The organism is Bacteroidota bacterium, from assembly GCA_005882315.1.
Taxonomy (GTDB): domain Bacteria; phylum Bacteroidota; class Bacteroidia; order Chitinophagales; family Chitinophagaceae; genus VBAR01.
In genome coordinates, this window is record VBAR01000001.1 from 2,442,603 (window position 1) to 2,465,680 (window position 23,078).

The window sequence follows — 23,078 nt, forward strand, 5'->3', positions numbered from 1 at the left end:
TTTTAATATAAATCCTGTTATCTTCATTTCCCCTTTTCCGTCCTTTGTCACTATTTTAATTCAGCCCCTTCACCTTTTAAAAAAATCAACAATTATGAAATTGAATCAGAAACTATTCTTGCTGTTTGCAGCAGGCGCAATGTTATTTATTACTGCATGCAATACAAAAACCGCTATCGAAGAAAAGCCGCCATTGATACCGGTGGAAGAATTTTTTAAGAATCCTGAAAAATTCAGCTGGCAGATATCTCCCGATGGAGAATATATTTCTTACCTATCGCCTTATAAAGGCCATACGAATGTGCATGTTCGGAAAATATCAGACACAGTTGGTGTTCCTGTTACCAATGATACTTTGCGTAATATCTGGACCTATCAATGGAAAGGTAACCGCATTCTTTACCTGCAGGATGTTGGCGGTGATGAGAACTTCCAATTGTTTTCAGTTGCTATTGATGGCAAAGATGTAAAAGCACTAACGCCTTTTGCTAAAGTGCGGACAGGCATATTGAATGACCTGAGGTATGTAGCCGGTAAAGAAAAAGAAGTAATGATAACAATGAATAAGCGGGATGCAAGGTTTTTTGATCCTTATAGTGTGAATATTGAAACTGGCGAGCTGAAGGTGCTTTTTCAAAATGATAAAAACTATGATGGCTGGTTTACCGATAACGATGGAGTGATCCGCATTGCTACAAAGACAGACGGAGTAAATACAACTTATTTTCAACGTGCATCTGAAACAGAACCTTTCGATTCTTTTCTGAACACAAGCTTTAAAGATATTTTTGGCATCCAGTTTTTTACGTTTGATAATAAAAATATTTATGCCGCTTCCAATATCGGTCGGGATAAAACAGGGATCATCGAGTATGACCTTTCAACTAAAAAAGAAGTAAGAGAACTATACAGCAATCCTGACTATGATGTTGACGGGTTAGGCAAATCTCAAAAAAGAAAAGTACTGACTGCAGTTTATTATACTTCCTGGAAAGGTGAGCAACATTTCCTGGATAAAGAATCAGAGGATGAATATAATAAAATGAAGAAAAAATTTGATGGTTACGAAGTAGGCATTTATGGCAGTAATAATTCAGAAGATAAATCCATCGTAGCGATAGGAAATGATAAACTTGCGGCACGTTATTATTTCTATGATAAACAATCAGGCGAAACAAAATTATTAGGCGAAGCTTTTCCACGGTTGAATGAAAAAGATATGGCAACTACAAAACCGATAGAATATAAATCAAGGGATGGATTAACAATACATGGATATCTTACTTTACCAAAAGGAGTGGATCCGAAGAATATCCCTGTAGTAGTAAATCCGCATGGTGGCCCGTGGGCAAGAGATTCATGGGGCTTCAATTGGGAGGCACAATTCCTTGCAAATCGTGGTTATGGCGTATTGCAAATGAATTTCCGCGGTTCAACCGGTTATGGAAAGGAATTCTGGATGAAGAGTTTCAAACAATGGGGCAAAACAATGCAGGATGATATAACAGATGGTGTGCAATGGTTGATAAAAGAAGGAATTGCAGATCCGAAACGAGTTGCTATTTATGGCGGCAGTTATGGCGGTTATGCAACATTGGCCGGCGTTGCATTTACTCCTGATCTTTATGCCGCAGCTGTTGATTATGTCGGCGTAGCCAATATGTTCACATTTATGAAAACAATTCCTCCTTACTGGGAACCTTATAAAGCTATGTTTTATGAAATGGTTGGTGATCCTGTAAAGGATAGTGCTTTACTGGCAGCCGCATCACCTGTAATGCATGCAGATAAGATTAAAACACCTTTGTTTGTAGCACAAGGAGCTAACGATCCGAGAGTAAATAAAGACGAAAGTGACCAAATGGTAGAAGCATTAAAGAAAAGGGGCGTAGATGTGGAGTATATGGTAAAGAATGATGAAGGTCATGGTTTTCAGAATGAAAACAACCGAACCGATTTTTATAAGTCGATGGAAAAGTTTTTTGCAAAACACCTTACAGAGAAAAAAGAGGAATCAAAAAAACAATGATCATTTCGCAATAACTAATTAAAGTCCCGCACACAACGGGACTTTTTTATTTATCTTGTCCTCAAAATTTATTGGATGAAAAACATTTTAATCGTCGGTTTAGTTTTTATCACAATGTCATTCAGCTATCAGAAAAAGAACAAAGTAATATTCTTCGGTGATTCGATCACGCAGGCAGGTGTTCAGCAAGGTGGTTATATAGTTCGCATTGATAGTATGAGTCATGTTGAAGGAAAATCTGCTCAATATGAGTTTGTCGGTGCCGGTATTGGCGGCAATAAAGTGTACGATCTATACCTGAGAATGGAGAATGATGTATTGGCAAAAACTCCTGATATTGTTTTTATATACATTGGTGTAAATGATGTGTGGCATAAAACAACATCGGGCACAGGCACAGATCCGGATAAATTTGAAAAATTTTACCAGGCTATTATTGATAAACTGGTCGCAAAGAATATTAAAGTGATCCTTTGCACACCGGCTGCAATAGGAGAGAAGACCGATTTCAGTAACCCTCAGGATGGCGATATGAATTATTACAGTAATATCATCCGGAATATCGCATTAAAGAACAAATTGACACTGGTTGATCTGAGGAAATTATTTCTTGAGTATAACCTGAAAAACAATAAAGAAAATAAAGACCGCGGTATTCTTACAACCGATAGGGTACACCTGAATTCAACAGGTAATCAATTAGTAGCAGATGAAATGTGGAAAGTGATAAAAAAGTTATAAGAGGCCTTTGTCAGATTCCCATTTGCGGGAAGACTTACCTTCATGTTCTATTACAGTGAAATTATTTTCAGTCGCCCATTTCAACACTTTTTTACGTAATAGCTTGGGATAAAAATGGGTAGCAATATTTTTGCTGTTTGAGTATTCCGGGAACAAACCGATCATACTTAATACATCATATGATGCTGCCGCACATCGCATACCAAATATTGCATAATCATAAGGTGTGTGCTTTGATAAGGAGTCAAAGAGCAACTGTAGTTCTGAAAATTGATCGACCGATACAGGAATAAATACTGTTGTCCACTTCGTGTTTGTAGTATCCCAGTATATTGAATTGTTTAATCTGAATCCGCCCGATGGTTTTTTATCTTTTGGAAATAAAGGATTATTGCCGGGCATAAAGTCCAGCACTTTGTCGCCGGCTTCTATATTTACATGGCCACCTTTTATTCCTCCGAATTTTTTTGCTTCTATGTCTTTATATCCTTTTGCGGGTTTAGAGCCGTAAAGAAAATTTAGTCTGATAAAATGAATTAAACTGTCGTTTGCTGAACAACATGTAAAAAAACTGAATTGGAGTATTAGCAAAGCTATCCGCATAGAATCCTGGAATGAAATTTAAAGCAATTTAACTCAGTATATCTTTAATCAGCGTATGCTGTTAAACAATTAACTTTTTTATCAGGTTTGAGATTTCTTCAGGCTGGTTCATGATCATCAGGTGGGTTCCTTTTTCAACCACATAATCAGCTTTTACCCTTCGGCAGGGAAGCAATTTGTCAGAACGGCCATGTATATGAATTATATTTTGTGGCACAACATTGTTTTTCCAGTAAAGTATTGAATGAATAGCCCACCTGGTAAAGCGGGTATCTGAATCATTCAGTATTTGTTTAAAAAGTTCTTTTTGTTTTTCTCCTTTTGGGCCGAAAAACAAACTACGGAATAAAGCAGCTTTTTTAAGCAGTGTCTGAGGCACCCATTTGTATACCGGTAAGTATTTGCCTGCCCTGTAAAGAGATGGAAATTCATTTGCAGTTTTATTGCTTGAAATAATAATTGCTTTTATACCAGGGTCGGCTTTTGCCATTTCAGTAACAAGCATACCGCCAAATGAAACACCGATTATAATTGGGTGTTCCCCGCTGATCTGTTTTCTCAATCTCAATGCATAAGCTGCTAATGATTCATCCGGTAGTGGCTGTATCCAGTCAATAAAAACGGGATTACAGAAAGAAAGATCAAGAAGTGAAAAAGTACGTTTATCAGCACCCAGGCCGCTGATAAAATAAACTTTTTGAAGGGATATAGCAGGATTATCCGACACTTATCAAAAAAATATTTTTCTTTCCTTTATTCACCAATAAAAAGCGATCAAGCAGCAGGTGTGAAGCATCAATTTTAAAATCAACTGTTTCTACTTTTTTCCGATTAAGACTTATACCGCCACCCTGTACATTTTTACGGGCATTCCCTTTACTGTCGAAAATATTTGTTTCAGCAAGAAAAGAAACAATATCTATTCCAGAATGAATTTTATCTCTTGAAAAAGAAATTTGGGTAACACCCTGCATATCTTCAAAATCTTTTAATGTGAGTTCTTCTGCCGGTATATCTTTTTGTGTAAATGTTTTTTCTGTAGTTGTTAATGCTTCCTGCAATGCATTTTCTCCATGCACAAAACGTGTAACTTCCTCTGCTAATCTTTTTTGTAAAATTCTTTTACCTGCATCTTTTTTATGTTCATCAAGAATTGAATTGATCTCAGCTTGTAGCAAAAAAGTAAAGATCTTGATCCATTTCTCTGCATCCTCATCACTTGCATTCAACCAGAACTGATAAAATTGGTAAGGAGTGGTTTTATTTGCATCCAACCATATATTCCCTTTTTCTGTTTTGCCAAACTTGCCGCCATCAGCTTTTGTTATTAACGGGCAGGTAAAAGCAAAGGCTTCACCACCTTCTTTTCTTCTTATCAGTTCAGTACCGGTTACAATATTTCCCCATTGATCACTACCGCCCATTTGCAGTTTGGCATTTTTATTTTTATACAACCAGTAAAAATCATAACCCTGAACCAACTGGTAAGTGAATTCTGTAAAACTCATTCCTGTTTCACCTTCCAATCGTTTCTTCACACTGTCTTTACTCATCATGTAGTTCACTGTGATATGTTTGCCCACATCACGAATAAAATTCAGAAAACTAAAATCTTTAAACCAGTCATAATTGTTCACCATTTCTGCGCAGTTTGTTTTCGATGTATCGAAGTCTAGATACTGCATCAATTGTTTTTTTACACCTTCCTGGTTATGCCGTAAAACATCTTCACTTAATAAATTTCTTTCTTCGCTTTTTCCGCTTGGATCACCAACCATGCCTGTAGCGCCACCTATTAAGGCAATCGGTTTGTGTCCGGCTTTTTGAAAATGCACCAGCAATAAAATAGGAACAAGGCTTCCGATATGCAGGCTATCTGCGGTCGGATCAAAGCCGATATAGGCAGTTGTCATTTCCTTTTTCAGCTGCTCTTCAGTGCCCGGCATGATGTCCTGTATCATCCCTCTCCATCGTAATTCTTCTATCAAGTTCATAGTTGTAACTCTGTGATTTGCAACAAAAGTAAGGTAGAATGCAAAAGGAACGGGGCATCGGCAATTTTTTTCTAACAAATTCGTTTTCAGATGATATTCTTTTCTGGCCGGACTATGTAATCCGGCCCGTATAAAGTATTTTTGAAGCCACATCCGCCACCTCTGAAAACTTAAATGAATTGCTTATTAGAAATCTTTAATCTGATGAAACGAACCCTTGTAACACTTACCCTATTAACTGCGATTTTTTCTGACTCGTCTGCACAGTTCAGAAAATATTCCAATGAATTTTTGAATATTGGCGCCGGTGCCCGAGGTCTTGCAATGGGGGGAGCACAGGTAGCATCAGTGAACGACGGAACGGCTAGTTATTGGAATCCTGCAGGTTTAGTAAACATAAAAGATGTTCCCCAGCTTAACATAATGCATGCTGAATATTTCGCCGGTATCGGTAAATATGATTTTGCAGGAATCGCTTTCCCTTCGGCAAATAAAAAAAGAACAGTAGCTGTCACCGGGTTGCGTTTTGCCGTAGATGATATCATGAATACTTTATTCCTGGTAGAACCCGATGGTTCTATCAATTATAACAATATCCAGGCTTTTTCATCGGCTGATTATGCATTTCTTGTTTCGTTTGCACAACGCCTGAAAGAAACGGAACATAAGAATGTACAGTTTGGAGTAAATGCAAAAGTTATTCATCGCAGCGTAGGTAAGTTTGCGAAAGCATGGGGTTTTGGTTTGGATGCAGGAGTGCAAATTCAAAAAGATAAATGGCGGTTTGGCATATCAGGTCGTGATATCACTACCACGTTCAATGCATGGTCATTTACATTTACTGAAAGAGAGAAAGAAGTTCTTTATCTCACCAACAATGAGATCCCCGTTAAATCTACTGAGTTGACGGCACCAAGGTTAGTGTTAGGCGTGGCAAGGGATTTTAAATTGGGAAAAAAATCAAGCCTCCTTGCTGAAGCCAATTTAGATTTGACTTTTGATGGAAAACGTAATACACTCGTAAGTGCAGATCCGGTAAGCGTTGATCCGAAACTGGGTTTGGAATTTAATGTCAACAATGTTTTTTACCTGCGTGCAGGTATCAATAATTTCCAGAGGGCATTGGCGGATGGGGATACATTGAATCAAAAAAAGGTCTGGATCTATCAGCCGGGTGGTGGTGCAGGGTTTAAAATACAGAATGTAACGATTGATTATGCATTTACCAATCTAGCCAACCAATCTAACCCGTTATTTACCCATGTGTTTTCGTTGCGGCTGAATTTGGTGAGTGACCCAAACCGTAAGAAAAAATAAAATCAGGCATCCGAAATAAACCATTGAGCAATGAAACGAATTTTACTTATACTGTTTATTCTGAGCGGAGTTCTGGTGAAAGCACAGAACTTTAATAATGAATGGATAGATTACAATAAAACTTATTACAAGTTTAAAGTCGGTGCTACAGGTTTGTATCGCATTAATCAATCTGCTTTAGCCTCATGGGGTCTGGGTACTGTGCAGGCGCAACACTTTCAATTATGGAGAAATGGCCAGGAAGTGCCAATTTATACATCTATTCAAACCGGTTTATTCGGTGCATCCGATTATATTGAATTTTGGGGTAAGATGAATGATGGCAAAGTGGATAAAGTGATGTACAGAATTCAGGATCACCAACTGAATGATGCATGGAATTTTAATACTGATACGGCAGCATTCTTTCTTACGGTAAATACAACAAGTCCCAATTTCAGGTTGGCGCCAACGATCAATGATGTTGCAGGAAACTCATTGCCTGCTGAACCATATTTTATGCATACAGCCGGAGTTGATTTCAGGACAAAGCAAAACCCGGGCTTTGCAGCAGTGATAAGTGAATATGTATACTCATCTTCTTATGACCAGGGAGAAGGATGGACATCTGCAGATATTGGCAGAACAACAACTACTGAATTTATATTGGGCAGTTTTCCCAATTCATTGAAAGTATATACGGGAGCCGGCGCACCTGAATCAAGATTCAGAATTAATGCAGTAGGTAATGCGCTTAATCCACGAGAGTTTAGTGTAAGTATTAACGGTAATCCAATTGATACACAACGAATGGATTATTTTGATTATGTAAAACTGGATATTCCTTTGGATGCAGCAAATATTACTTCAGCAGCTACTACAGTAACCTTAAATAATATTACAACTGTTAATAGTGACAGGATGGTGGTTGGAATGTTTGGGATAGATTATCCACGGATATTCGACTTTGATAATTCAATAAACTTCAAATTCAAATTGCCAGCTTCAGTTGCAGGTAATTATCTTGAAATAAACAATTTCAATTTTGGTGGGATAACGCCAGTATTACTTGATCTTACAAATGGGCAGCGCTATGTTGCAGATATGGGTAATCAACCAACCTTACGTTTTAAGTTATTGCCTTCAACTACTGAACGGGAATTGGTTTTGGTTTCACAGAATGCCTCAAATTATTCTTCAGTAGTCAATGCTGTTCAGAGAAATTTTGTTAATTATACTGGGACTGCATATGAGGGTGATTATTTAATTATCTCACATGCGGCATTGATGACCGGGCCAAATGGTTCAAATCCCGTTGAAGCATATAAAACTTATAGAAGCTCAACCGCTGGCGGCGGTTACAACGCTAAGATTTACATGATAGAAGATTTAGTTGACCAATTTGGATTTGGTATTAAAATGAATCCTTTATCAGTAAGAAATTTTCTGCGTTGGGCAAGGGCAACATATGCGGTGCAGCCCAAATTTGTTTTTTTGATCGGTAAAGGATTAACCTATAACCAATTTCGGGCATTTGAGTCGAATCCAGATGTATACAAGCTAGGATTCATTCCAACATTTGGGCACCCCGCTTCTGATAATCTCTTAAGTGCTGATCCTGGAAACCTGATACCTGTAACACCTATTGGAAGGTTATCTGTAATTAACGGAGAAGAGATACTTAATTACCTTGCAAAGGTTATTGTATATGAACAAACTCAAAAAACGAATTCACCTGCCATTCAGGATAAAGCATGGATGAAAAATGTAATACATGTAGTGGGTGCCAGTGATGAAAACCTGGAAGCATTGTTGGAAGCTTATATGAACAGGTATCGTGATATAATTAAAGACACTCTATTCGGCGCTAATGTGCATTTATTCAGCAAAACATCAGCAGAGACAGTTACATTGCTTAATACGGTAAGACTAAAACAATTGATGGAAGAGGGAGTGAGCTTACTTACTTACTTTGGTCACTCTGCCACCAGTTCACTTGAATTTAATTTGGATGATCCGGCCAGCTATAATAACACAGGCAAGTACCCGGTAATGATAGTGATGGGTTGTAATGCAGGAAATCTTTTTAATTTTAATACGGTTCGTTTTCTTGTAAGGGAAACATTATCTGAAAAATTTGTTCTCGCTGCTAATAAAGGATCTATTGCTTTTATAGCAAGTACACACTTCGGTATTGTACATTACCTTGATATTTACAACACAAAAAACTATACTGCCATATCTACAACTCATTATGGTAAAACGCTAGGTGAGCAAATGAAGGAAACGATTACACAAGTCTTTAACCTTACATCACAATTGGATTATTATGCCCGGTTTCAATGTGAACAAACCAGCTTACATGGTGACCCTGCTATAAAACTAAATTATTTCGAGAAGCCTGATTATGCGATTGAAGAGCCAATGGTAAAGATTTCCCCGAATATCATTTCAATAGCTGAAGATAGTTTCCAGTTGAATGTACAGTATGTGAATCTTGGAAAGGCTGTTAATAAAAATATTGTAGTAGAAGTAAAACGTACCTATCCCACTACTAACGTTACTGAAGTTATTTATAAGGATACAATTCCGGGTATACGTTTTATAGATTCACTGAAACTTAAAATACCAGTTGTAGCTACCCGGGATAAAGGATTAAATAGGATAACGATTACAATTGATGCAGAAAACCAGGTAGATGAAACATTTGAATCAAATAATTCTGTTACAAAGGACTTTTTCATATACGAGGATGAAGCGAGACCAGTTTACCCATACAATTTTTCAATTATCAATAAACAAAATATTAAGCTTATTGCTTCTACTGCTAACCCGTTAAGTACACTCAAGCCTTATATGCTGGAAATTGATACGACTGAATTGTTTAATTCACCAATGAAAGCAACTCGTACACTTAGCTCAGTTGGAGGAGTTCTTGAGTTTAGCCCAGGAATAATTTTTACAGATAGCACTGTTTATTATTGGAGAGTAGCTCCACAGCCAACAACAGGCTTGCCGGTATGGAATAGCTCATCATTTATTTACCTGGCTAATAACGACCTGGGATATAATCAAAGCCATTACTTTCAACATGGCCACTCGGTCTATTCGGGTGTTATATTAAAGGAAGACAGAAAGCTTGTATTTGATTCAAGTAATAATAATCTTTTTATCAAGAATGCGATCTTCCCTACAGCCTCAAACCAGGCACCAGACTTCATTATTTCCGTAAATGATTCCGCATTTATTGCGGGTGGATGTAATTATGATGCCATAATGGTCAGTGTCTTTAACCCTAAAACACTTAAAGCTTTAAAAAATGATTACTCCGGACCTACCGGATTGTACGAAAGTCTCCGATTGACTTGTGGTATCAGGCGGGAGTATACATTTGAATATCTTTTTACAGATACTGCATCTCGGCGTAAGCTCATGAATTTCCTGAATAATGTAGTTCCTGACGGTTCATATGTGGTAATACGGGGAAATAACAGCCCTACCGATCCGGTGGGACTCGCTTATCCTAATGTATGGAAAGATGATACACTTCTTTATGGTTCCGGAAATTCATTGTACCATACTTTATATAACCAGGGATTTGCAACACTAGACAGTTTTAACCGTCCTCGTACATTCATCTTCACATATAAGAAAAATGATGCGACAGCATTTCCTCCAAGAACACTATTTACTGCAGGTAACTATGATAAAATTTACATGGATGTCAATATAAAAACTCCGGATACTGTCGGGTTGATAACATCACCGTTAATGGGTCCTGCCAAAGAATGGAGAACTTTAAAATGGAGAGGTACTGTTGCACCGGATATTAACCCACTTGATAGTGTATCACTTGCATTGATCGGTATATCACCGACCGGGCAAGAGATTGTATTGTTAAATAACCTGACCACTGCACAGCAAGATTATGATATTTCTTCTTTCAGCGCAACAGCTTATCCTTATATGAGACTTCGTTTATTTACAAAGGATACACTGAACTTTACACCTTACCAGCTTCGTTACTGGAGATTAACTTATGTGCCGGTACCGGAAGGTGCAATTGCACCGAATATCCTTTTTGAATCTAAGGATACTGTTGATGTAGGTGAACCATTCAACTTTAAAGTCGCATTTAAAAATGTCAGCGAAATTCCATTCGATAGTCTTAAAGTAAAAATGGTTATAACTGATAAAAGTAATACGCCAAATATTATTCCAATACCGAGAAAAAAGGCATTAGCGGTAAACGATACGATCGTAGTAAGCACAACTGTACAGACACCTTCACTTTCTGGGTACAATACAATTTATGTAGAAGTGAATCCTGATGATGATCAGCCGGAACAATATCATTTTAATAATTTCTTATTTAAAACATTGTATGTAAAACCAGACAGCCTTAACCCGCTGCTTGATGTTACGTTTGATAATGTCCATATCTTAAACCGGGATGTTGTTTCATCCAAACCGCATATAGTGGTAAAACTAAAAGATGAAGCAAGATGGATGATACTGGATGATACCAGTCTTTTAACTGTAAAAGTGAAGTATCCCGGTGGTACGGTACGCCAGTTTAATTTCAATAACGATACATTACGGTTTACACCGGCTGGCCAGGCACCGAATGCTAATAATACAGCCGCTATTGACTTCTTCCCATACTTTACACAAGATGGCGAGTATGAATTGATCGTAACCGGTAAAGACAGAAGTGAAAATGCAGCTGGTAATATTGAATACAGAGTGGTATTTAAGGTCATCAACAAACCGATGATCTCAAATATGCTGAATTACCCGAATCCGTTTACTACATCTACAGCATTTGTATTTACAATAACCGGAAGCGAGGTGCCGCAAAATATTCGAATACAGATATTGACTATTACTGGTAAAGTGGTGAGGGAAATAACAAAAGATGAATTAGGGCCTTTACATATCGGCCGAAACATCACTGAGTTTAAATGGGATGGAACAGACAGTTATGGACAAAAGCTGGCAAACGGTATTTATCTGTACCGCGTCATTACCAATCACAAAGGAAAGGCGTTGGAGAAATATCGTAGTAATGAGACAGATAATGAAGACAATACCGATAAGTTCTTCAACAATGGATATGGAAAAATGTATCTAATGCGTTAATTAATAAATTTTAAGTGTGAAGAAGGGCCGCAAATACGGCCCTTTTTCTTTATGCGTAAGTGTTGTTTGTCCATCAACTGTTACTTTTGCGCATCGCTTGAAAATATTATATGGCAAAAATCGCAATCAATATATCAACCGGCAGTCTGCAGCAACAGGAAATGATCGTTGGAATAGACCTGGGAACCACCAACAGCCTCGTCGCCATCATTCACCCCGAAACAAAGAAACCGGTCGTGTTAAAAGAGTTTGATGGAAATGCACTGGTGCCTTCTATTCTTCATTTTTCTAAAAGTGGCGAAATAACAGTTGGAGATGAGGCAAAAAAGTTTTTGATTGCTGAACCAGAGAATACGGTGTTTTCTGTGAAGCGGTTAATGGGTAAATCATATAATGATATCCGTGAGCATACAGGCTTTTTTACCTATAAAATAATTGATGATAATACCGAAAGCCTTGTGAAAGTGCAAGTAGGTGAAAAGTTTTATTCTCCCATTGAGCTTTCTTCTTTTATTCTGAAAGAATTAAAAAAAAGGGCAGAACATATTTTAAAAACACCGGTTACAAGAACTGTAATAACAGTACCTGCTTATTTTAATGATGCGCAGCGCCAGGCTACAAGAGATGCTGGTAAGCTTGCAGGGCTCGATGTAATGCGAATAGTGAATGAGCCAACGGCGGCAAGTTTGGCTTACGGCTTAGGTTTAAATAAAGAGGAAGAAAAAACTATTGCTGTATATGATTTAGGTGGTGGCACATTTGATATTTCTGTTTTACGGATAACAGGTGGTGTATTTGATGTGCTTTCAACAAATGGTGATACTTATCTAGGTGGTGATGATTTTGACAGGGCTATAAGCGAATACTGGATCAATGCAAAAGGATGGAATGAAAAGGCAACCGACGATAATTTCAGGCAGCAAATAAGATTATTAGCAGAAGAAGCCAAGAAGCATTTAAGTTTTAATAATACTTTTTCTTATCAGTTGAATGGAGAGGATCTATCACTTTTGAAAACTGAGTATGAAAATCTTATTAGACCTCTTGTTGAAAAAACAATTGCCTGTTGCATAAATGCTGTGATTGATGCGGGAATTAAAGTTGCTGAAATAAATGAGGTAGTGATGGTAGGTGGTAGTACAAGAGTGCCGCTTGTTATCGAATCAGTAAGTAAGTTTTTTAAAAGAAAAGTAAATGATACTGTTAATCCTGATGAAGTAGTGGCATTGGGAGCAGCCGTACAAGCAGATATTTTAGCAGGCAACAATAAAGATTTTTTATTGCTTGACATAACACCCTTATCGTTGGGTATTGAAACAATGGGCGGGTTGATGGATGTGCTGATCCCGAGAAATTCAAAAGTTCCTTCGAAAGCAGGCAGACAATATACTACTCAGAAAGATGGACAAAGTGGAATGCGGATTTCCGTATACCAGGGTGAAAGAGACCTCGTAAAAGATAACCGGAGACTAGCAGAATTTAATTTAACAGGTATACCGGCAATGCCCGCAGGATTGCCAAAAGTGGAAGTGAGTTTCCTAGTGAATGCAGACGGAATATTGGTTGTAAAAGCGAAAGAACTAAGAAGCGGAGTAGAACAAAGCATTGAAGTAAAACCGCAATATGGATTAACAGATGCGGAAGTAGAACAAATGCTATTGGATTCCATCACTCATGCTAAAGAAGATATGCAGACAAGGGCTTTGGTAGAAGCACAGACAGAAGGAAAACAAATAGTTGATGCAACGGGGTTGTTTATTGAAAAAAACAAAGAGTATCTGCTTGATGAGGAAATATCCATTACACAAAATGCAATAAGCGGATTGCAAACTTTGATCAATTCCGGAACTAAGGATGAAATTCAGGGAGCTATTGAAAAGCTGAATGAAATTTCAAGGCCTTATGCAGAGCGGCTGATGAATGAAGCGATCGGTAAAGCCATGAAAGGAAAGATTATTTAAACAAGCTTTTGTTCCTTGTTTTTTTTATACACAAAAAAAGTAGTAGTAAAATGAGAATAGTGATATTGATTTGCAAAACTGTTCTAATTGGTTTGGGGTTAAAGTTGAATTCAATAATATGATCACCGTCAGTAACAGGTACTGAAATAAATGTTTTAAAAGCTGTAGAATGTTTTATTTCTTTTCCATCCATTGAAACTCGCCAGTACGGATAATTGTTTTGCAATAAAACAAGAAATTTATATCCGCTATTACTGACACTGCATTTAATTTTTCCAGGTCCGTTTTCAATCACTTTAATAGCTGAAGAATCAAAGCTTGTGAATGCGGTGGTCAATGTATCTGAACTAAGAAATAACCACGCCTGTTGATTAATAAAATTAGTTAATGCTGAATCGCTGAAAAAGGCTGCACTTGATTTTAACTGTACGGGGTAATCTTCCATTTCGGGGTTGCCGATTTTTTTACTGAAAGAAGACAGCATTATAAACTCTCTTTTATTTTCCGGTGTTATCAGCTTTGTCTCTGAAACAGGTGTGAGTTTCTGTAATTGTATGCCCGGGGGACTACTGTTAATCACCTGCTGCATTTCTTTTTTTGACTTCATCCCAAGTCCTGTAAATGGCAGGGATAACCATGTTGTGATCGTAAGATTTGCACAAATTATAAAGACCGATGCGGTATAACTAAATTTATATTTTTTAATCAGCCAAACTGTAAAAATTCCAATGAGACTTTGAATAAGAAGTAAATCGGCAAAACTTAGATTTTCAAATAATGATTTAATATAATATTTACCGGCAGCATTACTGCTAGTAAATATGAAAGATGATTTTGTTGTAGTAATCAAAATCAACGAAATCAATGAAGTTGTCAGGAACAGCATCAATAACCATTTAAATGGTGCAGTAAGCAAATGAGGATAGTTGTCTTTTTGAAGCAATGAAGACAATCCTGCAGATGACAACAAAAAGAGAATCAACAGTGCGAAATAAGTGAATTCGCCATTAATACGTACAAAACCAGTAAGTGGCAAGGCATGCCAGGCAAAGGTTTTAAACCAGCCGCCAGAAGCAAGTAGCACGAAAAATAAAAGCGGCAACAGACTGAATAAAATTACTTTACGGGTTATATTTTTAAAATAAAAAAACAAACCAACTATCAGTGCGATTCCGCCATAGACATTTCGCATTGAAATATCAGTATCAAAAAAATTGGTCTTATGAACGGCTAAAGGAAATAAAACGGAGAAATAAGACTGTAAAGTCGTAGAGGCAAACTGTGCATATTCTGTCGGTACCCTGCTACTCCGCGATATATGCTGCAGAACTTCAAGATTACTGACAATAATAACCGAGCAGCACAGGCCTGCAATTATTAGTAACACAAAATTTATTTTCCAGAAATTTCCGGTGTAAAACTTTTTTGTTGCCGAATTTCTGAATAAGTATATAAAAAGTATAACAAACAGGAAGAAGTAAGAACCTCCAATTACCTGGCTTGGATGTGTAGCAGACATAAATAAAAAAACACTGAAACCGCTGGCGATGAAATTTTTAACAATAGGTGCTTTATGAGTACGGATAAAATATAAGAGGACAAAAGGGAAAAATGCCAACCCCGGTATCATAATAAAATGCTGTAATCGTCCTACTGCACAACCGCAGCATATATATGCAAGCCCGGTTAGCAAAGCCGTGTTTTTGGAAAATAATTCTTTGATTAACTTATACATGCCCCATCCGCCAAGCAGCAGGTAAAACATTTCTTCTAGCGTAATTGTATAGATCGAATAGCCAATGGTTTTTGCTATCAGCCATAGAAATGGGTTCCAGAAACCATTATTCATATCTCCATATTGGGGTATACCATAATGTATGTATGGGTTCCACCAGGGAAAATAGCCGGAGTATAAACTCTCGCTGATAACAAAACGGGTAGGAAGATTTTGCGTTATTAAATCATTTTTTAAATGAAAAAAGGGTAAAAACACCGGCAAGTAAACAATAAAGAGAAATAGTAAAAAAAGCGCAACAGGGTTTCGATATAAAAATGAAGCGACTTTTTTCATTTGATTAATAAACATAGTTACGGATAAAGATACTATCTGGATGCGGATCCATTTTAAAACCGTCTTTCAGTGAACTGCCTCGAAGCAGCAGGTATTTATTTTCTTGATAAATACATGGAAGATCTGTATTGTAGCAGTCACGTAGCCATCCATTATTAATTACTTCGGGGAGGTTAAAATTCATACCATTAATTGTAATGATTCCGACCGGAGGTTGGTCCAGCTTTGCAGTGTGTACAAAATAATCAGGGTGTTCAAAAAATGGCTGCGATTTTAAATAAAGGTAATAACCAGTTATAAAAAATGTAAGTATAATAAGAGGCTTGTGTAACTGGGGAGTAAAATATTTACCAAAATAAAAACAGATCGGGAAAAAAGCCAACATAAGCAGTACGCCATAACCAAAGCGGGGAGAAGGTGCCGTGAAGAACCATCCCGCCGCCATTAGTATAAGAACAAAGAATAAACCACGCAGTGATTTATGGCTGACTGATAACCCTGACTTGAAAAAAAACAAAGCAAGAGAAAGCAACGACAGACCAATAATGATTTTTTGCTGAAATAATAATCCCGTTGCCCATAAATGTATCCAGCTTTGCTGCATAAGTTCGGGAACCTTTGTAAAATCGATGCTTTTGCTATTGTAAAACCTGTTTGAGACATAAATATATTGTCTGAGATAGTCTGTCATTTCCAACGGAAGTTTCCAGTCGGGATTATTAAAACTGATAGGCATAGGATAAACCGGGTATCCTGTGACTATATAATTTTTAATTAAAAGAGGAGTGATGATTATAATTCCTGCGGTAAGACAATAAATCCAGTATTTGATCTTTAAAAAACCGGATAAATAGAATAACAATAAAAGCACAAGGAATATACCGGAGAGCTTAAATGGAATTACTGAGATACAAAGAACAATGAATATAAAAGAGATTTTTTTTTCTTCTTGTAGAAATAAGATTGATTCAAGGAGAAACGATATAGCAATTAAAGTTAATGCGGTTACAATGAAATCGTAATTTGTAGAGCTTGCTGCATCTCTGAAAAGCTCCCATTCAAGCATGGAAAACAAAATAACCAGTAAATAAAAATGACTCATTACCTGGTGGGATGAAGAGGTTTTTTTCAAAAAATGAAATCGCCAGTTATTAATCAACCATACAAAAAACCAAATAACAGTTGTAGTATTCAACCAGGTGAAATTTTCATAACTGAAATATGGAATTCGGAACATTGCGATCAGGTTAAACCAGTTAGAGCCTAACCCAAAACGTGGAAAAAGATTTGCTATGCCTGGAACAGTACCATATTCATTGAACCAGCGGATGATCTGTACATGATATATCTGTGTATCACTATTCAGGGGTTTTAAAACGCCGGGTATAAAACATGCTGCAAGGCAAACAAGAATAAAACTAACCTCAACCAATGAAAGATTTAATTTTAACGGAAACATTTTCAATAACTCTACAGCTGCTTTTCTTTTTGAAATTAGAAATAACAATGGCACAATGCTGAATAAAAGAAGATAGCTAAACCTCATTGGTAAAAACAGGCAAAGCCAGGAACTAATAAATGACAATGTAATTAACCCGGCAAAATAAAGGAAGCAATAAAATCCTGCCGTTGAACGGATCCAGAAATTATTTCCGGGTTTGATTTTTTTTGCTGCCAATAAAATCATGAGTCCCCATACCATGCAAATAGTAGAAATAATAATCATATGTACTGCGAGCTGAAGCATAGATTAGATTACAGGATCAGGTTTTATTTTTCCTGGCTACTGCAATCGCAGAAAGCCCGGCTTTATGAAAAGTGATTTTGTCTAATAACTTTCCAAAAGGCACTATGTTATTGAACAATTTCATTTCAGTTTTAGGCAATACTTTAAATTTTCGGATCTTACCATATAGCCATGCAGGAATGCCGATAAAGTTGAAACAAAATGATTTTTCAATATTGAAACCTTCTGCATTAATTTTTTTACAAATTGATTTAGTGGTATACCGGCGGTAATGATTCAGTTGCTTATCCATCTCGGAAAACAGGAATGAATAAGCTGGCACCAGGATGATCAGGGTGCCATTTTCTTTTAACAAAAATCTGCAATTCTGAATTGCATAACTGTCATCAGCCAGGTGCTCAAGCACATTTAAAAGAAATACAGCATCAAATTTTTCTTTTAGATCTTCATAGCATTTACTGAATTCTTTTGTTTGCAGATCAATAGAAAGAAAGTTTTTAACGTTCGGGTAGGTATGAAATTTTTTTTGCAGGTGATCAAGGTAAAAAGGATCAATATCTGATAATGTAATTGCATCTCCTTTCAGGACGAAAAATTTTGAAATATTACCCATTCCGCTTCCGATTTCAAGAATATTTCCGGATGCATAAGGGCTAATTGCAGAGTACATCCAGTTATTAAATGCGTCTGCTTCAGATAATATCTGTAATGCCTGGTGACCGGTATTTTCTCTTGGTTGCAAATGCTGGTTATTTTTTTGAAAAGAGGTTATACCTGATAATACAATAAAATGCCCTGAAGCCATCAGTGAAATTAATTTTTTTCCCTTCTGCAAAATTCCGTCCCTTATATGAAATGCCCACTTCTTTTATTCTCACATCTTTTCTATGACCAAGTTTGGCTATTATTTCAGGGTCAAAACCAAAACGATGTTCTTCAATAATAACAGACTTCAGGATTTGGGTTTTGAACATTTTATAACAGGTATGTATGTCTGATAAATGCTGGCCAGTTAAAATGTTCGATAAAAAGGTATAAACTTTATTTACCAGTTTGTGTAAAATAAAGGGCCCCTTATGTGGGCCATCTCCACGAAACCTTGATCCAAGTACCACATCCGCCTCATTATTCATGATCGGTTGTAACAAAAGATTAAAATCATTTGGATCATATTCAAGATCTGCATCCTGAACGATAACAACTTCGCCGGTAACATGTTCCAAAGCTGTTTTTATGCTACTGCCTTTACCCAAATTTTTTTCATGATTTAATAATCGGATATCTGCTCCGGTATTTTGGGTGATAAATATTTCAATATTTTTTTGAGTAGCATCAGCAGATCCATCATTTACAATTATTATTTGTTTTGCCAGGCTGTAGCCGGGATCACATTCAATTACTCTCTTCAAAACAGTTGCTACGTATTGTTCTTCATTATAACAGGGTATGATGATGCTGAGTTGTTTTATTTCTGTATTCTGGGATTGCATTCAGGTTTATCTGTAGTATCAGCGAAAATACTTTTTAAGCTTAAGAAAAGGCATTTCAAAGAAATAAAAACTCAAAATGCTGATCAGGAATCCTGCTACTGTTGCTATTGCTGCTGCTAAGAACTGTGAGCTTCCTGTATTTATATGTAATACCTGTTTTAAATAATTCAGCAATATCGGGAAAAGCAAAACATAAATGGGCCAGTGATAAATGTAAAAGCCATACGAAATTTTACCAATGAAACGTAAGGGGGTAAAACTTAGTAGTATGGTAATAAAATTTTTATTCAATGTAGCAGCTTCGGAAACTATTACAGCAAAAACAATTGCAAAAGTAGTGTAGCCGATCAGGGGAAAATAAGGAAATGAGAACCCGTAGTTTTTATTAATGAAGTAAAACACAAAATTAAAGATCGCAACAGAGCTTATGATATAGGGTGTATTGTTAGTAATGAATTTTGGCGATATAAATTTTATAAGTGCCAATGCGCTGCCAATACAAATACCATCGATGCGGCTAAAAGTAAACCAGCTAAAATATTGAAATCCTTCAATTTGTTTATTCCACAATACTAACCTTAGAATAATAATTCCAATCAAAAAAAACAAGCTTATCGCAAGTAAAACTTTCGGTTTCCTGAATATTAGAATAACAAAAGGCCAGATAAGGTAATATTGTTCTTCCACTGCCAGTGACCATAAGTGAAGCAGGATATTTGAATAGGCGTGGGGTTTAATAATATACAACCAGTTTTGTGTATAGGTCCAAAGCCAGGCCTGGTTGTTTGTATAATATTCAAGATTGACTGTAGACGAAATAAAATGAGGAAGTATTAAAAGAAAAATTATCAATAGCAGGTAATAAATGGGAAAAATTCTTAAAATCCGTCTTGTATAAAAGGATTTTAAATAATTTTTTGATCCTGTTTCTCTGATAAGTATATCAGTAATAAGAAATCCTGATAGCACAAAAAACAAGTCTACACCCAACCAGCCAAAAAAGAAGTAGTTGATGAAACCGAAATTGTGAAAAAACACAACAAGCAATATCGCTATTCCCCGCACACCATCTAAAGCAGGATAGTGTTGTCTATCGGTTTTTATTTCCGTCATCAGCAGTAGGTGGGTTAGTTTATTGAACCAAAGATAATTTTCTAAGGATATATTTTCCAATCATATCAAATTCGATATTCATAGTGTCACCTTTATCTAAATATTGAATATTGGTATGATTAAAAGTATAAGGAATAATGGCTACCCTGAATGTTTTCTTTTTCACATCAAATGCAGTAAGGCTTATTCCGTTTATACAGATAGAACCTTTTTCTATCACCAGTTCAGCAAATTTTTTTGGAAACTCAAATTCAAAAACCCAGCTTCCATCTTTGGGTTTTTTCTGAAGGCATGTTGCGGTAGTGTCCACATGGCCCTGCACCCAATGGCCATCAAGACGGCTGTTCATTGTCAGGCATCTTTCAAGGTTTATGGTGCCGCCTTCCTTCCAGCTACCCAAATTGGTTTTGATCAATGTTTCCTCAATTGCCGTCACTTGATGGCGGTTGTCTGAAACTTCCTCTACGGTAAGGCAGGCGCCGTTATGGCTCACACTTTGGTCTGTTTTAAGTTGATTAGAAATAGGGGACTCGATCCAAAAACTCTTGTTGGAACCATTGGAAATGACCTGTTTAATAATGCCAGTTGCTTCTATTATTCCCGTAAACATTCGACAAATCTCCCCAAAGGCGGCCACTTGGACAAATTCCTTCTTACAAAGCTTTTTCATTTGAACATCAGCCCCTATCTTTGCAGCCCATTTAAAAAAATTACCAAAGGAGGTATACAAATGCTGATTATCGATTCTAAAGACTGCGAAAACATAGACAAGGCCCTCAAAAAGTATAAAAAGAAATTTGAGAAGTCAAAAGTGCTTCTGCAGTTGCGTGAACGCCAGTCTTTCACTAAGCCGTCAGTTAAACGTCGGGGTGAAGTGTTGAAAGCTGTTTACAAGCAGAAAATCGCCAGCGGAAAAATAGAGAAGTAAGCTTTTGCTTTTTTATAAATCGGCACATAGCAGCAAAGTTTTATAGCTTTGCTGCTATTGTTATTTATGGAGGTAGCTAATCATCCGCATATCCAATCCTTTCTTGATTACCTGAAATTTGAAAAACGATATTCAGTTCATACCATCATCGCTTATCAAACCGATCTTTCTGATTTTTTTAATTTCCTGAAGAATACTTTCGATAACACTGAGCTGAAACTGATCTCTCATACATGGGTGCGCAGCTGGCTTGCATCGTTGAAAGAGAACGACAATACATCACGTAGCATCAACCGGAAAATATCAACGTTAAAATCTTTTTTCAAGTATCATATAAAGTCGGGCAATTTGCAATCAACTCCAATGAGCCAGGTAATATCACCGAAAATGCAAAAGCGATTGCCTTCTTTCATTAGAGAAAAGGATGCACTAAAAATGATAGATGCTGTAAGTGTTGCAACCGAAGATTGGGATTCGTTAAATGCAAAAATGCTGATCACTCTTTTTTATGCAACCGGCATGCGGTTAAGTGAATTAATAAATCTTAAAGAATCACAAATTGATACCGGAAATAGACAGTTAAAAATTTTGGGTAAAGGAAACAAGGAAAGAATCATTCCCGTACCCGCAACAATACTGGCTGATATAAAGGATTACAAGGCACAGAAAAGAAAACTGTTTGAAAAAGTACAGGACATTTTACTCGTTACTTCAAAAGGTCAAAAGCTATATCCTAAATACGCTTATAATATTGTGAACCGTGTTTTAGGAGAATCCAGCACATTGGACAAAAAAAGCCCCCACGTCTTGCGTCATAGTTTTGCCACACATCTCATGAACAATGGTGCAAACCTGAATGCTGTAAAGGAATTACTGGGTCATAGCAGCCTTTCCTCTACCCAGGTTTATACACATAATACTATCGAAAAGCTCAAAGATGTTTATAAAAAGGCCCATCCAAAGGCCTAGAAAAATTTTACCATTTTTCTGTAAAATCGGGCTTCAGAAGTTTGGAAAAAACAGGCTGTGTTCGTAACTTGAACATGAAGTACAAAAAACTTTTAACCAAGTTCTTTACATATTGTTTCACTTAAATTAAGAGCTATGAACGTAAACATTCAAACCGTACGTTTTGCGGCGGACAGAAAGTTGTTGGATTACATTGAGAAAAAAATGGAAAAGCTAAACAACTTTCACCATCGAATTATCCGAGTAAATGTTTTTCTCAAACTTGACAATGTGGCTCACACAATTAAAGACAAGATTGCAGAAATCAGGATTCACGTACCCCGGTACGATTTTTTTGTAAAAGCAGGCAGCAAATCTTTTGAAGAATCATTTGACCAGGCATTCGAATCACTACTGGTTCAACTAAAACGAAAAAAAGAAAAGCAAGCAGCATAAAACAAGCAGCATAAAATTTTTCAAGACCTCCGCATTGCGGGGGTCTTTTTCATTTATGTACTAAACCGTATTACTACCATTAAACCTTTGTTGCAAGTTTATCCTGAGCTTGTCGAAAGACTCTCTTGTACTTTCTGTTTTCTATTCAACATTTGCATCGCATTTTGCAGAATAATGAGGACAATCAGCAATCCTGATCAGATAATAAACACAATCATCTGAAAACAAGTAAAAAAATAGTTAACTGAACATTTTTGCAATTATCAAATTCCCTTACCTTTGCCTCCCCTAATAAATGGGGGTAGTTCTTTATTGCCTCGACCGCCGTAGCATCCTTGAAAAACCGAGAGACAGTGGCGGGCTGAAGGAAAGTAATATCACTTTAGTTCAATTGGTTGAGCACCCCAGCTTGAATGGGGATGATCTTTGGTTCGAAGTTAAAGTAGATGTTTGAAAAGTAATGCCACTTTAGCTCAGCTGGTAGAGCAACTGATTTGTAATCAGTAGGTCGTTGGTTCGATTCCGACAAGTGGCTCTGTTTATCCGATTTACAGATTGG

The 23,078-nt window shown here is 36.8% G+C and carries 17 protein-coding genes and 1 tRNA gene; 9 read left to right on the forward strand and 9 right to left on the reverse strand.

What is annotated here, in order from left to right:
• Nucleotides 1–94 precede the first annotated feature (94 nt).
• Both E6H07_10095 and E6H07_10100 read left to right on the forward strand, forming a co-directional pair.
• The gene (locus E6H07_10095; GenBank protein ID TMI66227.1) at nt 95–2,029 is read left to right on the forward strand and encodes a S9 family peptidase; all 1,935 of its coding nucleotides are present in this window, start codon (nt 95–97) and stop codon (nt 2,027–2,029) included.
• A gap of 114 nt (nt 2,030–2,143) precedes the next feature.
• Nucleotides 2,144–2,770 carry a G-D-S-L family lipolytic protein gene (locus E6H07_10100; protein TMI66520.1) on the forward strand — a complete coding sequence of 209 codons (627 nt, stop codon included), beginning with the start codon at nt 2,144–2,146 and terminating at the stop codon, nt 2,768–2,770.
• On the opposite strand, the gene E6H07_10105 is transcribed toward E6H07_10100, so the two are convergent.
• The 3 genes from E6H07_10105 to E6H07_10115 all read right to left on the reverse strand — a co-directional run bounded on the left by E6H07_10105 (nt 2,765) and on the right by E6H07_10115 (nt 5,367).
• A complete protein-coding gene (locus tag E6H07_10105; GenBank protein TMI66228.1) occupies nt 2,765–3,373 on the reverse strand; it encodes a hypothetical protein in 609 nt (202 codons plus the stop codon). The two genes, E6H07_10100 and E6H07_10105, sit on opposite strands and share 6 nt — an antisense overlap.
• Nucleotides 3,374–3,434: 61 nt before the next feature.
• Nucleotides 3,435–4,100: an alpha/beta hydrolase gene (locus E6H07_10110; protein TMI66229.1), complete on the reverse strand. Its 666-nt coding sequence runs from the start codon at nt 4,098–4,100 to the stop codon at nt 3,435–3,437.
• Nucleotides 4,090–5,367 (reverse strand): tyrosine--tRNA ligase, encoded by a 1,278-nt coding sequence (locus E6H07_10115; GenBank protein TMI66230.1) that lies wholly within the window; start codon nt 5,365–5,367, stop codon nt 4,090–4,092. The genes E6H07_10110 and E6H07_10115 overlap by 11 nt, the downstream gene beginning before the upstream one ends.
• 204 nt (nt 5,368–5,571) lie before the next feature.
• Between E6H07_10115 and E6H07_10120 the strand changes: the two genes are divergently transcribed.
• The 3 genes from E6H07_10120 (at nt 5,572) to hscA (ending at nt 13,766) form a co-directional block, all read left to right on the forward strand.
• Nucleotides 5,572–6,684, forward strand: a complete 1,113-nt coding sequence (locus tag E6H07_10120) for a PorV/PorQ family protein (protein TMI66231.1) — start codon at nt 5,572–5,574, stop codon at nt 6,682–6,684.
• Between the two features lie 30 nt (nt 6,685–6,714).
• Nucleotides 6,715–11,805: a hypothetical protein gene (locus E6H07_10125; GenBank protein ID TMI66232.1), complete on the forward strand. Its 5,091-nt coding sequence runs from the start codon at nt 6,715–6,717 to the stop codon at nt 11,803–11,805.
• A 110-nt stretch (nt 11,806–11,915) separates the two neighbouring features.
• Nucleotides 11,916–13,766, forward strand: coding sequence for a Fe-S protein assembly chaperone HscA (gene hscA / locus E6H07_10130; protein ID TMI66233.1), 1,851 nt, complete (start codon nt 11,916–11,918; stop codon nt 13,764–13,766).
• On the opposite strand, the gene E6H07_10135 is transcribed toward hscA, so the two are convergent.
• Genes E6H07_10135 through E6H07_10160 form a run of 6 tightly spaced genes read right to left on the reverse strand, consistent with a single transcriptional unit; the run spans nt 13,759 to nt 20,797 of the window.
• Nucleotides 13,759–15,837: a glycosyltransferase family 39 protein gene (locus E6H07_10135; protein TMI66234.1), complete on the reverse strand. Its 2,079-nt coding sequence runs from the start codon at nt 15,835–15,837 to the stop codon at nt 13,759–13,761. The genes hscA and E6H07_10135 overlap by 8 nt on opposite strands.
• Before the next feature lie 4 nt (nt 15,838–15,841).
• Nucleotides 15,842–17,584, reverse strand: coding sequence for a hypothetical protein (locus E6H07_10140; GenBank protein TMI66235.1), 1,743 nt, complete (start codon nt 17,582–17,584; stop codon nt 15,842–15,844).
• A 16-nt stretch (nt 17,585–17,600) separates the two neighbouring features.
• The gene (locus E6H07_10145) at nt 17,601–18,389 is read right to left on the reverse strand and encodes a class I SAM-dependent methyltransferase (GenBank protein ID TMI66236.1); all 789 of its coding nucleotides are present in this window, start codon (nt 18,387–18,389) and stop codon (nt 17,601–17,603) included.
• Nucleotides 18,334–19,074, reverse strand: coding sequence for a glycosyltransferase family 2 protein (locus E6H07_10150; protein TMI66237.1), 741 nt, complete (start codon nt 19,072–19,074; stop codon nt 18,334–18,336). The genes E6H07_10145 and E6H07_10150 overlap by 56 nt, the downstream gene beginning before the upstream one ends.
• 18 nt (nt 19,075–19,092) lie before the next feature.
• Nucleotides 19,093–20,187: an acyltransferase gene (locus tag E6H07_10155; GenBank protein ID TMI66238.1), complete on the reverse strand. Its 1,095-nt coding sequence runs from the start codon at nt 20,185–20,187 to the stop codon at nt 19,093–19,095.
• A 19-nt stretch (nt 20,188–20,206) separates the two neighbouring features.
• Entirely contained in the window at nt 20,207–20,797 is a 591-nt protein-coding gene (locus E6H07_10160; protein ID TMI66239.1) for a riboflavin synthase, read from the reverse strand.
• Nucleotides 20,798–20,917: 120 nt separating this feature from the next.
• On the opposite strand from E6H07_10160, the gene E6H07_10165 reads away from it, so the two are divergent.
• The 4 genes from E6H07_10165 to E6H07_10180 all read left to right on the forward strand — a co-directional run bounded on the left by E6H07_10165 (nt 20,918) and on the right by E6H07_10180 (nt 23,054).
• Nucleotides 20,918–21,115 (forward strand): 30S ribosomal protein S21, encoded by a 198-nt coding sequence (locus E6H07_10165; protein ID TMI66521.1) that lies wholly within the window; start codon nt 20,918–20,920, stop codon nt 21,113–21,115.
• A gap of 66 nt (nt 21,116–21,181) precedes the next feature.
• Nucleotides 21,182–22,084, forward strand: a complete 903-nt coding sequence (locus E6H07_10170) for an integrase (GenBank protein TMI66240.1) — start codon at nt 21,182–21,184, stop codon at nt 22,082–22,084.
• Nucleotides 22,085–22,219: 135 nt separating this feature from the next.
• Entirely contained in the window at nt 22,220–22,519 is a 300-nt protein-coding gene (locus E6H07_10175) for an HPF/RaiA family ribosome-associated protein (GenBank protein ID TMI66241.1), read from the forward strand.
• A gap of 462 nt (nt 22,520–22,981) precedes the next feature.
• Nucleotides 22,982–23,054, forward strand: a tRNA-Thr gene (locus tag E6H07_10180).
• The last annotated feature ends 24 nt before the right edge of the window (nt 23,055–23,078 follow it).

What these genes read in the sequence shown, in the direction of transcription:
- E6H07_10115 (TMI66230.1), bottom strand. Translation starts at nt 5,367, where the DNA reads ATGAACTTGATAGAAGAATTACGATGGAGAGGGATGATACAGGACATC.
- E6H07_10155 (TMI66238.1), bottom strand. Translation starts at nt 20,187, where the DNA reads ATGACGGAAATAAAAACCGATAGACAACACTATCCTGCTTTAGATGGT.
- E6H07_10160 (TMI66239.1), bottom strand. Translation starts at nt 20,797, where the DNA reads ATGTTTACGGGAATAATAGAAGCAACTGGCATTATTAAACAGGTCATT.
- E6H07_10135 (TMI66234.1), bottom strand. Translation starts at nt 15,837, where the DNA reads ATGAAAAAAGTCGCTTCATTTTTATATCGAAACCCTGTTGCGCTTTTT.
- E6H07_10150 (TMI66237.1), bottom strand. Translation starts at nt 19,074, where the DNA reads ATGCAATCCCAGAATACAGAAATAAAACAACTCAGCATCATCATACCC.
- E6H07_10145 (TMI66236.1), bottom strand. Translation starts at nt 18,389, where the DNA reads ATGGCTTCAGGGCATTTTATTGTATTATCAGGTATAACCTCTTTTCAA.
- E6H07_10140 (TMI66235.1), bottom strand. Translation starts at nt 17,584, where the DNA reads ATGCTTCAGCTCGCAGTACATATGATTATTATTTCTACTATTTGCATG.
- E6H07_10175 (TMI66241.1), top strand. Translation starts at nt 22,220, where the DNA reads ATGAACGTAAACATTCAAACCGTACGTTTTGCGGCGGACAGAAAGTTG.
- E6H07_10120 (TMI66231.1), top strand. Translation starts at nt 5,572, where the DNA reads ATGAAACGAACCCTTGTAACACTTACCCTATTAACTGCGATTTTTTCT.
- E6H07_10170 (TMI66240.1), top strand. Translation starts at nt 21,182, where the DNA reads ATGGAGGTAGCTAATCATCCGCATATCCAATCCTTTCTTGATTACCTG.
- E6H07_10100 (TMI66520.1), top strand. Translation starts at nt 2,144, where the DNA reads ATGTCATTCAGCTATCAGAAAAAGAACAAAGTAATATTCTTCGGTGAT.
- E6H07_10095 (TMI66227.1), top strand. Translation starts at nt 95, where the DNA reads ATGAAATTGAATCAGAAACTATTCTTGCTGTTTGCAGCAGGCGCAATG.
- E6H07_10105 (TMI66228.1), bottom strand. Translation starts at nt 3,373, where the DNA reads ATGCGGATAGCTTTGCTAATACTCCAATTCAGTTTTTTTACATGTTGT.
- E6H07_10165 (TMI66521.1), top strand. Translation starts at nt 20,918, where the DNA reads ATGCTGATTATCGATTCTAAAGACTGCGAAAACATAGACAAGGCCCTC.
- E6H07_10125 (TMI66232.1), top strand. Translation starts at nt 6,715, where the DNA reads ATGAAACGAATTTTACTTATACTGTTTATTCTGAGCGGAGTTCTGGTG.
- hscA (TMI66233.1), top strand. Translation starts at nt 11,916, where the DNA reads ATGGCAAAAATCGCAATCAATATATCAACCGGCAGTCTGCAGCAACAG.